The organism is Leisingera aquaemixtae, from assembly GCF_001458395.1.
Classification (GTDB): domain Bacteria; phylum Pseudomonadota; class Alphaproteobacteria; order Rhodobacterales; family Rhodobacteraceae; genus Leisingera; species Leisingera aquaemixtae.
The window spans coordinates 55648-68989 of record NZ_CYSR01000007.1; the positions used below are offsets into that span (position 1 = coordinate 55648).

Annotated in this window: 14 protein-coding genes; 7 read left to right on the plus strand and 7 right to left on the minus strand. The window is 66.2% G+C overall.

The features are described from left to right. From tssE to tssA, 6 genes are all read right to left on the minus strand, one after another. Positions 1-498: a type VI secretion system baseplate subunit TssE gene (tssE, locus tag PHA8399_RS02730; RefSeq protein WP_058284677.1), complete on the minus strand. Its 498-nt coding sequence runs from the start codon at positions 496-498 to the stop codon at positions 1-3. Further along, the gene (locus PHA8399_RS02735; protein WP_058284678.1) at positions 491-1294 is read right to left on the minus strand and encodes a type VI secretion system accessory protein TagJ; all 804 of its coding nucleotides are present in this window, start codon (positions 1292-1294) and stop codon (positions 491-493) included. The genes tssE and PHA8399_RS02735 overlap by 8 nt, the downstream gene beginning before the upstream one ends. A 91-nt stretch (positions 1295-1385) precedes the next feature. Further along, on the minus strand, positions 1386-1886 hold the full coding sequence (locus PHA8399_RS02740) for an Hcp family type VI secretion system effector (protein ID WP_058284679.1): 501 nt from the start codon (positions 1884-1886) through the stop codon (positions 1386-1388). A 68-nt stretch (positions 1887-1954) separates the two neighbouring features. Beyond that, positions 1955-3451 (minus strand): type VI secretion system contractile sheath large subunit, encoded by a 1497-nt coding sequence (tssC, locus tag PHA8399_RS02745; protein ID WP_058284680.1) that lies wholly within the window; start codon positions 3449-3451, stop codon positions 1955-1957. A gap of 15 nt (positions 3452-3466) precedes the next feature. Next, positions 3467-3982 (minus strand): type VI secretion system contractile sheath small subunit, encoded by a 516-nt coding sequence (tssB, locus tag PHA8399_RS02750; RefSeq protein WP_058284681.1) that lies wholly within the window; start codon positions 3980-3982, stop codon positions 3467-3469. 71 nt (positions 3983-4053) lie between these two features. Further along, the gene (gene tssA / locus PHA8399_RS02755; RefSeq protein ID WP_058284682.1) at positions 4054-5112 is read right to left on the minus strand and encodes a type VI secretion system protein TssA; all 1059 of its coding nucleotides are present in this window, start codon (positions 5110-5112) and stop codon (positions 4054-4056) included. Positions 5113-5297: 185 nt separating this feature from the next. Between tssA and PHA8399_RS02760 the strand changes: the two genes are divergently transcribed. The 6 genes from PHA8399_RS02760 to PHA8399_RS02785 all read left to right on the plus strand — a co-directional run bounded on the left by PHA8399_RS02760 (position 5298) and on the right by PHA8399_RS02785 (position 9759). Next, on the plus strand, positions 5298-6143 hold the full coding sequence (locus tag PHA8399_RS02760; protein ID WP_058284683.1) for a hypothetical protein: 846 nt from the start codon (positions 5298-5300) through the stop codon (positions 6141-6143). A 65-nt stretch (positions 6144-6208) separates the two neighbouring features. Further along, the gene (locus PHA8399_RS02765; protein WP_058284684.1) at positions 6209-6628 is read left to right on the plus strand and encodes a hypothetical protein; all 420 of its coding nucleotides are present in this window, start codon (positions 6209-6211) and stop codon (positions 6626-6628) included. Positions 6629-6631: 3 nt separating this feature from the next. After that, positions 6632-7249: a MotA/TolQ/ExbB proton channel family protein gene (locus PHA8399_RS02770; RefSeq protein WP_058284685.1), complete on the plus strand. Its 618-nt coding sequence runs from the start codon at positions 6632-6634 to the stop codon at positions 7247-7249. Positions 7250-7394: 145 nt separating this feature from the next. Further along, the gene (locus tag PHA8399_RS02775) at positions 7395-7805 is read left to right on the plus strand and encodes an ExbD/TolR family protein (protein ID WP_058284686.1); all 411 of its coding nucleotides are present in this window, start codon (positions 7395-7397) and stop codon (positions 7803-7805) included. Next, entirely contained in the window at positions 7802-8209 is a 408-nt protein-coding gene (locus PHA8399_RS02780) for an ExbD/TolR family protein (RefSeq protein ID WP_058284687.1), read from the plus strand. Before PHA8399_RS02775 ends, PHA8399_RS02780 begins: the two co-directional genes overlap by 4 nt. Further along, positions 8209-9759, plus strand: coding sequence for a DUF4384 domain-containing protein (locus tag PHA8399_RS02785; protein ID WP_058284688.1), 1551 nt, complete (start codon positions 8209-8211; stop codon positions 9757-9759). The genes PHA8399_RS02780 and PHA8399_RS02785 overlap by 1 nt, the downstream gene beginning before the upstream one ends. A gap of 324 nt (positions 9760-10083) precedes the next feature. Here PHA8399_RS02785 and PHA8399_RS02790 read toward each other — a convergent pair whose 3' ends face one another. Continuing rightward, positions 10084-11610 carry a caspase family protein gene (locus PHA8399_RS02790; RefSeq protein ID WP_342027511.1) on the minus strand — a complete coding sequence of 509 codons (1527 nt, stop codon included), beginning with the start codon at positions 11608-11610 and terminating at the stop codon, positions 10084-10086. Between the two features lie 188 nt (positions 11611-11798). Here PHA8399_RS02790 and PHA8399_RS02795 point away from each other — a divergent pair, with 188 nt between their 5' ends. Continuing rightward, entirely contained in the window at positions 11799-12839 is a 1041-nt protein-coding gene (locus tag PHA8399_RS02795; protein ID WP_058284690.1) for an OmpA family protein, read from the plus strand. Positions 12840-13342: the final 503 nt, after the last annotated feature.

Consider the following 13342-nt stretch of genomic DNA (forward strand, 5'->3'; position numbering starts at 1 on the left):
TCACAGCGCCCTTTCCATTTCCACTTCGCCGGTGGTCAGATCGACCTTGCTGCGCAGATACAGCTCCAGCGGCATCGGCTGCGCCCACATGTCGGCGCGGATCTCCAGGCCGACGGTCATCTCGGTGGCGTCGGTCCCCTCCTGCAGCCGCACATCGACAGAGCCGTCGATGATCCGCGGCTCATAGGTGGCAATCGCCTTTTTGATTGACCGCCGGATCGCTTCCGCCTTCTCAGAGGTCGAGGCTTCGCCCGCCACCTCCACGAGCCCGTAGTTCAGCACCGAGGCCGACACCGACGGGTATTTCTCCGCGTCGAAATGGCTTTCGACATTCTGGGTATTCAACAGCCACGACAGATCGCGCTGGATGATTTCCCTGAGCCGCACCAAGTCGATCACCCGGCTCTCGCGGGTTTCCTTCTGATCGCCTGGCGCATTGTCGGTCAGCCGGTCCAGCAGCGAGGGCTGCAGGCGCTCGGCCAGTGTCTTGTCAGCCATTCTCTTCGCCGTGCCCATCCATCCGGAGTGTGCGCACGTCCATGATGGCAATGTCCTCATCGCCGATCGCCAGCAGCCGCTGGCCCAGACCGGTATAGGTTTCCCCGCCGGCATCCTGCCACACGGTGGCGCGCGCCAGCATCGACAGCCCGTCCGCCTTCTCGCTGCCGGGATAGCGGGTCGGGATCATCGCCGCCACCGAACCGCCTCCCGCCAGCGTCAGGGTTCCGGCTGTCCAGACCGCATCGCGCAGGTCGCTCGGCTCTTCTGCCTCGAACGAGACGATCTTGGAAAACGGCAGCCAGTAATACTTGCCGTTCACAATCGCCTCCAGCACCGGCCCCAGCCGCATGTCAGCGTCCGCGATCCATTCAAACCGCTTGCCGTTCACCTCGCCCGGGCTGGCCGGTGCCGCATCGAACGCCTTGGCGCGCAGCTCCGCGGCCTCCTTGGGATTGCCGGCTGCCAGCAGCTTCTGCGCTTCGATCAGATGCGCCAGCCATTCCTCCGGCTCGCCCAGGATCAGCGGCGATTTCTCCCCGGCAAAGACCTTCTCGCGGTAGACCTCGCAGATGATCGCCTCCCGGTAGGCCTGCGCCATCACCGTGGCGCCTTCATCCAGCCCCGCCGCCGCCTTCAGCTGGGCAATCGCACGCTTCCAGTCGCCCAGCACGCACAGCAGCTGAAACAGGAAAACCCGCAGCTTGGCGTTGCTCGCGTCCGCGCGGATCTTGGCTTGCAGCGCCTCCAGCGCCGCCCTGGGATCACCGGCCTTCAGATGCTCTTCGGGTGTCATGGGGCTCTACTCCGCAACGTGGATGGATGCTGCAAATGCTTCAGAAAAAACGGACCCCGGGCGCCGATACGCCCGGGGCCAGCGCAAAGCTTTACTCGACCTTGCCGGTCTGCACGTTCCACTTGAAGGTGCCTTCAGTGGTGAGTTTACCGGTTTTCTGGTTGGTCGACTTGTACTCATGCTCAAGCGACGCATAGGCCAGCGACCAGGTCTCTTCCGGGATGCCGTCTTCGCTGGCAGAGATGGAATAGCTGTCCACCACCACATCCTTGAACTTCCAGGTCGAATAGACCAGCAGGCCCTGGCTGGCGCTGTCACCCGAACGGCACCAGTGCATGACGATTTCCGGGCGCACGGTACCGTTGGCCACCGACAGGGCCAGACCGTTGGACGCCTTGCCCATCTGCGAGGTCAGCTCGACCTTGCCGAAGTTGGAGTTCGCATGCATCCGCTGGGTCGAACCCAGATCGGTCATTTCCACGGCACGCTCGACGTTCCAGCTCGCGGACTGAACGACGATCCATTTCTTGTGCTGTTCCTCGGTGGCGTCGCCTTCGATGTCCGAGATTTGCACGAACATATTTGCAGCCATTTTTCTATCCTTTCAAAAACTAAGAACTCTACTGCAGTATGATGGGAGTGAGGCTGGAGAGTGGGAAATCAGCCTCCTTTTTCCGAGGGCAGTTTCGATACCAGCCGCAGCGAGACGGAAAGCCCCTCAAGCTGGTAATGCGGGCGCAGGAAGAATTTCGAGGTGTAATACCCCGGGTTGCCCTCTACCTCTTCCACAACCACTTCGGCTGCGGCCAGAGGCTTGCGCGCCTTCTCGTTCTCCGAGGAGATATCCGCGTTGAAATCAACGTAGTTGTTGATCCAGTCCTGCAGCCAGGATTCCATGTCCTGACGGCTTTTGAACGAGCCGACCTTGTCCCGCACCATGCACTTCAGATAGTGGGCGAAGCGGCAGGTGGCGAACAGATACGGCAGCCGCGCGCCCAGGTTGGCGTTGGCGGTCGCGTCCGGATCGTCGTACTCGGCCGGCTTGTGCAGCGACTGCGCGCCCATGAAGGTCGCAACGTCGGTGTTCTTGCGGTGGATCAGCGGCATCATGCCGTTCTTCGCCAGTTCCGCCTCGCGCCGGTCGTCGATGGCAATCTCGGTCGGGCATTTCTGATCGACGCCGCCATCGGTGGTCGGGAAGGTGTGGCTGGGCAGGTTTTCCAGCGTGCCGCCGCTTTCCACCCCGCGAATGCGCGAGCACCAGCCGTACATCTTGAACGACCGGGTGATGTTCACCGCCATGCCGTAGGCCGCATTGACCCAGCCGTATTTCTCGCTGGTTGCGCCTGCGGTGTCTTCCTCAAAGGCAAACTCCTCCACCGGGTCGGTCTTGGAGCCATAGGGCAGACGCCCCAGGAACCGCGGCATCGCCAGGCCGACGTATTTGGCATCCTCGCTGTCGCGCAGGCTGCGCCAGGCGGCATATTCCGGGGTCTGGAAGATCTTGGTCAGGTCGCGCGGGTTCGACAGTTCCGACCAGCTGTCCATCTGGAACAGCGTCGGCTTGGCGCCGGTGATCAGCGGCGCATGCGCGGCCGCAGCGATCTTGGACAGCTCGCCCAGCAGCTCGATGTCCGGCGGCGAATGGTCAAAGTGATAATCCACCACCAAAGAGCCATAGGGCTCGCCGCCTAGCTGGCTGAATTCCTCGGTGTAGATCTTCTTGAACAGCGGCGACTGATCCCAGGCCGTCCCCTTGAACTTCTTCAAGGTCTTGGACATTTCCTTCTTGGTGATCGGCATCACCCGGATCTTCAGCTGCTCGTCCGTCTCGGTGTTGTTGACCAGGTAATGCAGCCCGCGCCAGGCGCTTTCCAGCTGCTGGAAATCCTCATTGTGCAGGATCAGGTTCACCTGCTCGGTCAGCTTCTTGTCGATCTCCGCCACGATGCTCTCGATCGAGCGCAGCGCGTCGTCGGAAATCAGTGCGGAGTTTGCCAGCGCCTGCTCGGCCAGGGTCTTGACCGCGCTCTCCACCGCAGTCTTGGCCTGATCCGACTTGGGGCGGAATTCCTTCTGCAGCAGGTTGGCAAATTCGGCAGAGCCAAAGGCGGCTTCACCGGCAGCGGCTTCCGCCTGGAGTTCTTCTTCAGCCATCTTTGTCCTCCCCTTTTATTCTTCGCTCTCGGCGTCACCGCCGGGTTTCGGCTGCGCGGCCAGGGTTTTCAGCAGGCTCGGATCCTGAATGATCTTGGAGATCAGATCCTCGGCGCCCGTCTTGCCGTCCATGTAGGTCATCAGGTTCGACAGCTGGCTGCGCGCTTCCAGCAGCTCGCGCAGCGGCTCCACCTTGGCGGCGATGGCTGCGGGCTTGAAATCGTCCATGCTCTCAAACGTGATGTCGACCGCCAGGTTGCCCTCGCCGGTCAGCGTGTTGGGCACGGTAAAGGCGGCGCGCGGCGCCATCGACTTCATCCGGTCATCGAAGTTGTCCACGTCGATTTCCAGAAACTTGCGGTCCGCCACCGCGGGCTGCTCCACTTCGGATTTGCCCACCAGGTCGCTCATCACGCCCATCACAAACGGCAGCTGCACCTTCTTTTCGGCGCCATACAGCTCCACGTCATATTCGATCTGGACCCGTGGGGCCCGGTTGCGTGCAATGAATTTCTGTGAACTTCCGGCCATCTAGGTCTCCTTGCTCGTCTTGCTGTCACGGGTACCGCGGCGGGGTCCGCCGCGGCTGTCTGCCGTGTCCGTCAGTCATCGTCGTCTTCGATGCCGCCGATCAGGTGGACGTTATCCACCCCTTGCGGGGCCATGTCTTTCATAATGGTGAGGAAGTCGGCCCCCACCAGCCGCTTGCACCGTTCCAGCAGGATTGGCAGCGGGCTGGAAGGTTCCGCGCGCCGGTAATAGCTGATGATGCGGTCCAGCGTGTTGGACACATCCGCGGGCGAGTTGATCGCGCCCGCCGGCCGGCCCGCTGCAGCCGCAGCCGGGGCGGCTGCCCCGGCCTCCACGGCCTCATCCTCTTCGGCGCCATCCTCGGCAGCCTCATCCGCACCGGCACCGGTATAGCTGCGGATGCGCTTGGCGATCTGCTGCAGCAGCTTGATCAGCGCGCTCAGATCCGGCCCCTGCCCCGGCGTCTGCGCATCAAACACCGCCGAGATCGCCCGGACATTCTTCTCCGCCGTCTCGATGGCCGCCAGCCGCTCCGCGATGAGATCCTCATCGCTGTCCTGAAAGGCGGCGCCGATGGTGGCGGTGTCGGGGATATGCTCCATGTCCGCGGGCGCGGTCATCATGCCTTCGGCAATTTCGATGTCGCGCAGGGAGAACCGGCCGAAGCCGCGGCTTTCGGTCAGCGGCGCCCGCCGCAGCGAGCGGTAAAGCGGCGACGCTCCCGCCATCCCGTCCGGCTGGCCGCACATGTCCTGCACCGCGTTGATCCGCATCGTCGGGTCGCCGTCATCCTCATCCAGCTCCGGATGGCAAGTCTCCCAGAACTCTTCCAGGCAGCCGCGGATATAGGTGGTCACATCAGCAAAGCCGGGCAGACCCTCGGAATGCAGCAGCGCATCGCCCAGGAACACCGCCGCGCGCAGATCATGGCTGCGCTCCAGCACCTCCAGCGCTTTCTTCTGAACTTCGCGGTAATCCGGATCCGTGGCGGCGATCGTCTCATTGCCGACAACGGATTCTTCCCCGGGCTGAGCCGCCAGCTCCATCTCGGTGAAGGCCGGGTCGTATTCGAGGTTGTCGCCGCTGGGCGAATCGTCCCCTTTGGACTGCAGCAATACTGCCGGATCCATCTAATCGCCCCCCCGCTTTTTCTTCCGGTTTTGCGGCCTTGTTAACGTAACGTCAAGCAGCCCCCCACCCTTTTCAGAACTGGCGGTTAAGGATGCCCTAATCTCAAACAAAAACTTGACCCCAAGAGAGCCTTATCGGCATCCTAAAGTCAAATGTTTTCACACCTTTTTGAGGCGGGTGAATAATGAGTATTGAGCGCATTTCCGGCAAGGAAGTCAAAGCGATGGTCCGCGAGGGCGCCAAGAAAAGGATGAGCTTTGCCTTCTGTCTGGACCAGAGCAAAGAACCGCTTCTGATGATCCAGCCGGGCAAGAAACCGGAAACCCTGAAACCCCCGATGAAGAAGGAAGGCGGCGGGCCGCCAATGGCCTGGGGAACCTATGTGGTGCGCTCCGGCGCGATGGAGATGATCTGCGAAACCGCGCCGCAGCGCATGATCACTGAGCTGAAGAAATTCCTCAAGCGCGGCAAGCCCAAGGTCAACGTGCTGTTCTACGACGACGGCGGCAACCTGCTGGACAGTCTCAAGCCGGAGAAGCCCGAGGGCCAGGTGACAGAGGAGACCGCCGCCGGCATTTCCGCTCCCGGCATCGACAAGAAGGCCGTCGCGCCGCTGAAACGCCGCCTCAAGCGCATCCAGCCGCGGATCAGCCTCGCCCCCGGCCCGCTGGAACTGAAGCTCAAGCGCGCCTTGGCGAAATCCGTCAGCCTGATCAACCAGGGCCGCCTGCAGGAGGCTGAGACGATGATCGTGGTGATCGAACGCGCTGTCGCCCGCACCGGCAAGGACCGCGAGGATGAGGGCAAGGCGATGAAACGCGGCCAGCGCGAAATGGACCAGCGCAGCCTGGGCGCGCAGGTCAAGCGCGCCCAGTCGCTGCAGGCCAGCGTCGCCCGCGCCCCGGGCAAGGCCCGCAGCCGGCTGGCCCGCGCCCTGCACGTGGCCGCCCGGCACCTGAAACGCCGCGACCTCGACTCCGCCCGCGATGCCATGGACCGCATCGAAAAGGCGCTGACAGCCCTGGCCTGACCCGAACAACAGCCCGGCCCGCAGCGGTTGCGGGCTGGGCCTCCCACCGCACCCCGGAGACAGTGATGCCCCTGACCCGCCTGCTGACTGCCCTCGCCCTGATCTGCCTGCCGCTCGCCGCCGCGGCGGAAACCGGCCCGCTGCGGGTCGAGCTGAACAAGACCGAGGAGATCGAGGGCGGCGGCTGCCGCGCCTTTTTCCTGTTCCGCAACCAGACCGGCAAAAGCTTCGAAGGCTTCGAGATGTCGCTCGCCATTCTCGACGGCCAGGGGGTGATCGACCGGCTGCTGTCGATTGATGCCGCCCCGCTGCCGGTCCAGCGCACCACCCTGAAACTGTTCGAGATTCCGGAAATCGCCTGCGGCAACATCTCCGAGATCCTGCTGCATGACATCACCTCCTGCCAGCCCCAGAACGAGGAGCAGATCGACTGTTTCCCGATCCTCGACCTCGGCTCCCGCGCCGCCGCGCCGCTGGTGAAATAAGCCATGAGCGGCACCTGGGATATGCTCGGCACCGGCGGCCCGGTGATTGCGCTCCTGGCGCTGATGTCGCTGCTGTCGGTAACCGTGATCGCGGTGAAGCTGATCCAGCTCTGGCCGGTGCGTTCCGGCGCGGCGGCCCGCGAACAGGCCCTGAACCTGTGGCGGGACGGCGACCGCACACGTGCTCAGCAAAGCATCGGGACCGACCCATCCCCCGCCGGCCGGGTGATGGGTTATGCCATGCAGGCACTGCAGGACGGCCTGCGCGGCCCGCTGCTGCAGGATGAGCTGCAACGCCGCGGCAATGAGGAGGTGAGCCGGATGAACTCGCTGATCCGCCTCTTGGAGCTGATCGCCATGGTTGCCCCGCTGCTGGGGCTGCTCGGCACCGTTCTGGGCATGATCCAATCGTTTCAGGAACTGGAGCTGGCGCAAGGCGCCGCCAACGCCTCGGTGCTTGCCGGCGGCATCTGGCAGGCGCTGCTGACCACCGCCGCGGGCCTGCTGGTCGCCATCCCGGCCGCCGTCGCCGCCGGCCTGTTCGCCGCCCGCATCGACGCCGCCGCGCAAGCCATCGAAAGCGCCGCCGGCCGCCTGCTGCTGATCGACGGGTCGCGTTAAAGATGGCCTCTTGCTCTCAGTCAATTCTTCACCGGACCGCTTGCGGCCCGGTTCGCGCCCGGCCCCGCCCCCTAGGGCGGGCGCGAATGCGCCCCCCCTCGGAACCGGGCGCGAACCTCCGTAGGGGAATGGTTTCGAGGGCGGCATGACCCTCAACCGGCCCGCCCGCCCCCGCGCCCTGATCTCGCTGGTTCCGATGATCGACGTAATGCTGATCCTGCTGGTGTTCTTCATGGTGACGTCCACCTACCTGAACCTCGACATGATCCCGGCGGTGAAACCCTCCAAAGGCGCTGCGGGCACTCCCCAATCCCCGGCAGGCACCCTGATGATCCGCCTCGGCGCCGCCGGCGTGCCGGTACTGCGCGGCACCGCGCTGGACGCGGAAACCCTGCAAGCCGCCCTCGCCGCCGCCGTGGCCGGGGAACCGCTGACCCAGGTGGTGATCCTGCCCTCCGGTGCGGCGCAGACCCAGGCGCTGATCACGGTGATGGACAGCGCCGCCCTGGCCGGCGTCACCCGCCTGCGCGTGCTCCGGCTGGAGGCGGCGCCATGAAGCTCAACCGCCCGGCCCGCAACCCGCATTCGGAAACCATCATCGCGCTGATCGACGTGGTGTTCTTCCTGCTGGTCTTCTTCATGCTGATCGGCCGGATGGACGCAACCGCCCCGTTTGACGTCCGCCCCGCCACCGCCGTCACCGGCCGCGATATGCCCTCGGGCGGCGTCACCCTGGCCATCTCCGCCCAAGGCGCCCTGGCGCTCGACGGGGAGGCGATCGCCCGCAGCGCCCTCTCCCCTGCCCTCTCCGCCCTGCTGGCAGACGATCCGGAGCTGCGCCTGCGCATCAACGCCCACCGCGCGGCTGAACTGCGCAAAGTGCTGCCGCTGGTGGCTGAGGGCGAGGCGCTGGGATTCCGCGAGGTGGTGCTGGTCGTCACCCCGGAAACAGACGGGTGATGCGCACCCCGGCCATATGGGTGCTGGGGCTTGCGGCCTCCGCCCTGGTCCACGCTGGCGGCGCCGCCGCGCTGCTGATCTCGCTCTCTCCTGATCCGCTGCCGCAGCAGCCCGCACCGGAAAGCGCCCTCAACCTGCAGGCCCACCGCATCCCGCGGTCCGAGGCCGTGCCGCAGGCGGCGAAAGGCAAGCAAGCCCCTGAATCCCAAGCACAAAGCCAAGGCCTCAGCGCAGGCAGCATCCCGCTGTCCAAAGCGCATTCGAAGGCTCCCGCAGCCAGCCGCCTCGCCTCTGCCGCCCCGCCAGCAACCAGCCTTGCACCCGCTGCCGCTCAGGCCGCTGCGGCATTCCCTGCACAGGCTCTGCCGGACAAGCTCGTCAGCACCTCCGCGCCTGCCGCCAGCCTGCCTGACGTCCGCCCGTCTGTCCTGGCCGCCGTGGCAACTGAACCGCGATCCGCCCAGGCGGCCCCCGCCGCGGTAGCGGTGCAACCGGCCGCTGCCGCCGCCGCGGCCCCCGTCCTGCTGGCCGCCGCACCAGAAACCGCCATCGCGCTGGCTGACACGCCCGCGCCGCGGGCCGCCGCCGCAACGGTCCGGCCAAACGCGGCGGCCCTGCCGCAGGCGCCTCCAGCCAGCCAGCCCAGCCCCGAGGCGCAGCCCGCATCCGCGCCGCTGGCGCAGACTGCGCTGCCCGCCCGGCAAACGCCCGCGGCCCTCCCGGACCCGCCCCGCATCAAGGCCACACTGGCCTTCCAGGGCGGATCCGGCGGTATCGACCCGGTCTCCCTCGCCGCTTTTCAGTCCTTCATGCAGCCCGGCGATGCCGTGGCCGGTGGCGATCCCTTGCGCGACGGCATCTCCGGCATCCTCGCCGCTGTCCCCTGCTCCCGCCTGCAAGCCGCGTTTGTTCCTGAAACCGCCACGCTGGAGCTGCGCGGCCACTTGCCCGAGGACGGGCTGCGCAGCCCCATCCTGGCCGCGCTGCAAGCGCAGATGGGCGCCGATATCACCGTCTCCGACCAGATGCGCCTGCTGCCGCGCCCGCAATGCGGCGCGCTGGCGGGGATCTCCCGCGTCGGCCTGCCGCAAAGCACCGACCAGATCACCAACCCGCTGCTGGTCGGCGCGGACGCTCATGCCCGGGTGCTCGACTATTCCGGCGGCGAGCGGCTGTTCTTCGACCTCACCGCCCCGGACTATCCGGCTTATGTGTATGTCGACTATTTCGACGCCGGCGGCGCGGTGCTGCACCTCAGCCCCAACGATCTGGCGCCGCTGGCAAAAGCCGCCCCTGGAAGCGCCCTGCGCGTGGGCGCCAAGGGTCCGGGAGACGCCGGCCTGCACATCACCGTCGGCCCGCCCTACGGCCAGGAAATCGCCGTCGCCTTCGCCGCCTCGCACCCGCTGTATGAAGGCACCCGCCCGCTCAGCGAACCTGCCGCGCCCTACCTGGATTTCCTGCGCGCCCAGGTGGCAACGGCCCGCGTCCAACACCCTGATTTCAAAGGTGAATGGGTCTATTTCCTGATCACAACCCACGCCCCCTGACACCGTCCGGACGCGGGGACCTCCCGCGCCCGCAGGCCCGCGGCTGACGCCGCCAGGCCTTGGCGGCCTTGGGCCCGGCGCTGCGCTGACGCGCAGCGCGCCACCCCTCAAGGGCGGACGAAGGCGGCATAGACCTTAGCATCTGCCCAAAGCGCCACTCAGCAACGACGCCCTAAAAGCCATTCAGCGAATGCGCTGCCTTTCCGAAGGTTCGCCCCGCGCTGTGCGCAGCACAGCGCCACGCCCAACCGGGACGGTGCATTTTCAAATGCGCCTGCACGGGCGGGAGCCCTACCCTGCCCTGCTGGATCAAAGCCCGCAAACCTACTGGCAGCCGCCCGCCGCCCAGCTTTTCAGCGCCTGTTTCAGCGCGCCGCCAAAGGGGTGCTGCTTGCCAAGCGAGCGCTGCATGTTGAGGCTCAGGTACGTGTTTCCTTGCGTGCACAGCCGCTCCCGCGTCCATTGATGGCAGCTGCTGCAGGACTGGTCCTTCCAATAGCTTTCCGGCAGCCCGTCGACCGGCGGGAAGGACGGCGAGCGGGTCACCGCCTCGGCCAGTGTCAGGCCGGAGATCGCCGCCGCATCAGTATCCAGCGGGCTGGCAAAGGTGATCGGCCCGGTTTCCGCCAGCGCCACCGCTGCAGGCGCGTCCTCAGCCGCTGCTGGCGGGGCCTCCGTGCCTGCCTGCGGGTCCTGGCCTGCCCCGGCGGCCAGCGCCGCAACCTCGGCGGCGGCCATTTCGGCAAACCGGCCCTCAGGGTAGGCCATCAGATAGGCCTCATAGGCCGCCTTGCTGCCATCGCCCTGCGCCGCCTGGAACATCGCCGTCTCGGCATCCGCCGCCGCAGCAGCGGGCGCAGGCGCAGGCTCCGCCGGAGCGGCCGGTGCGGCCGCAACCGCAGCACCTGTGCCGCCGTGCAGCTCCTCTTCCATCAGGCTGGCCAGCAGCGCCCGCGCCTCATCCGCATATTTGCCGCTGCCGTAGCCGCGCAGGAACAGCATGATCTGCATCGCGTCGCGCGACGCCTTGACCGAACGCCAGATCTGCGCCTCCTCGACCTCCACGGCGCTCATCACCGCTTCCGGCTCTGCCGCGGCAAAGGTGAAGTCACTCACCAGCGAGGACGTGTCCCAGGGCGTCTGGCCGCCGCCGCTCTGCTCCAGCACCGCCCGGCGCACCTGTTTGAACACCTGCTCCACCGGCGCCCCGGGCACCAAGATCTCGCGCGCCAGCGCCTCGGTGAACGGGCTGTTCCCGCCCTCGCCGTCCAGCGCCACCTCCCCCGGTGCCGTGGCATAGGCCAAAAATGTCCCGGTCGGCGCCTTCATCTCCGCCAGGCCGCTTTCGTTCAGGTCCGCCACCGCCTTAAACGGGTTGTTGCGGCAGGCATCCAGGATCACGATATTTGTGCGGTTGCGGGCCGAGGCCATCTGCCGCAAGACCGACTGCGCCTCCACCGCCATCAGGTCCAGATCGGCGGCATCCGCCAGCGCCACATCGACAGGCAGCAGGTAGTTGCTGCCAAAGCTCTGCACCCCGTGGCCGGCATAGTAGAACAGGCCCGTCGCATCCTCCCCTGCCCCGCGCAGCTTGCGTCCGAACCGGGCGATGGCGCGCTTCATCTCAAGCTGCGGCGCATCCACCGCCAGGGTGACGTCAAAGCCCAGCCGCTCCAGCGTCTCAGCCATCAGCCGGGCGTCGCGCCCCGGGTTGTCCAGCGGCTGCACCGACCCGTAGGCCGAATTGCCGATCACCAGCGCCAGCCGTTCCTCCGCCCAGGCGGCCCTGGCAAGGCCCAGCACCGCGGCGGCCAGCACAGCCAGCCGGATCCACATCCCGAAAATTCGCACGCACCTGCTCCACTTCCATGCCCCGGCATCCGTCACCGGCAGCAGCTTCCCAATTATTAAGGGTATTTCGTTACCAAACTATCGCGTCCCTTGCACCCGGCAGCAACCCTGCTGTTAGACTGCAAGGACATCTTCCGACCCTGCCCGCGGGCCGGGACTCCACGTCCGCCAACCCGAATGGATCGCGCATGCTCCGCTTAACCCTTTCAATATTAACAGTTTTTCTCCTATTCCTCCGTCCAGCCCTGGCCTCCGGCCCGTTTGAGCACGGCTGGCAGCTCAACGCGGAATCCTCCGCCATCCGCTTCATATCCATTAAAAAAGGCAGTATTGCGGAATCGAGCCGCTTCGCCGCCTTCTCCGGCAGCATCTCCGAACAGGGCGACGCCGAAATCCGCATCGCGCTGGATTCCGTCGACACGTCCATCGACCTGCGCAACGTGCGGATGCGGTTCCTGTTCTTTGAAACCTTCACCTACCCCGAGGCCACCATTACCGCCCGCATCGGCCCGGACCAGATCGCCGACCTTTCTGCAGTGCAGCGGAAACAGATCGACCTGCCGGTCACCCTGTCGCTGCACGGGATCGAGGCGCAGCTGACGGTGCCGGTGGCGGTAACGCTGCTGGGCAATGACCGCGTTGCCGTGGCCACCGTGCAGCCGGTCATCCTCAAGCTGGAAGACTTCGCGCTGAACCCCGGACGCGAAAAGCTGGAGGAAGCCGCGGGCGTCACCATCACCCCCGTGGGCCTGGTCAGCCTGGACCTAATGTTTGACCGCACCGCGCCCGGCACCGCTTCTGTCCCCGCGGGGACAGTGACCGCAGGCGCCGCCGCCGCGCTGGAGGCCAGCGGCGATTTCAGCCGCGTGGCCTGCACCGGACGGTTCGAAATTCTGTCGCAGGGCCGCAGCGTCAACTTCGCCCCTTCTACGGCCCGGCTCGACGCCAGCTCCCGCGACTTCCTCTACAGCCTGTCGGACATCATCCGCCGCTGCCCGGGCATGATTGTCGAGGTCGGCGGCCACACCGACAGCCAGGGCAAAGCAGCCTGGAACATGCAGCTGAGCGAGAAACGCGCGGCGGCCGTCAACAGCTATCTGCTAACCACCGGCATCCCGGCAGAGCGCCTGGTGGCCGTCGGCTATGGCGAGACCACGCCGCTGGTGCCCAATAACACCGCGCAGAACCGGGCCAAGAACCGGCGGATCGAATTCAAGGTGCTGAACTGACCGGGCGCTGACCCGGGCCAGCGCCGCCCTGTCCCCGCGGGGACAGCCTCTGAAAACACCCACGGCCCGGCCCTCCTGCCGGGCCTTTTCTTTTGCCGCCCCGGTTCCGGCGGAAAAATCTGTGCCTGTTCCTGCGGGGACAGCTCCGGGTTCGGGCGTTACACAGCGGTCACCTGACCCGCCCGGAGGGTCCGCGCCAAAGCGCTGGAGGGGCTGTTCCGTCCGCTGCCGCCGCAAGCCGCGCCGCCTGTCCCCGCGGGGACAGGCGCACATTTTGGTGACGCGGCGCCTGGTTTCATCTTGCTGTCCCCGCGGGGACAGGTGGCGCCCGCGGCCCTGAAACGCATGAAAATCAGCGGGCCTTGGCGCCTGCGCGCCGGTTTGTCCCCGCGGGGACAGGGACGCAAAAGACGATCGTAATCCCCTGATCAGCCCCTGCTCTGCGGGCTGCGGCGGGCCGTGCCGCCGGCGCTGTCCCCGCGGGGACAGCGCGCGGAAACCTC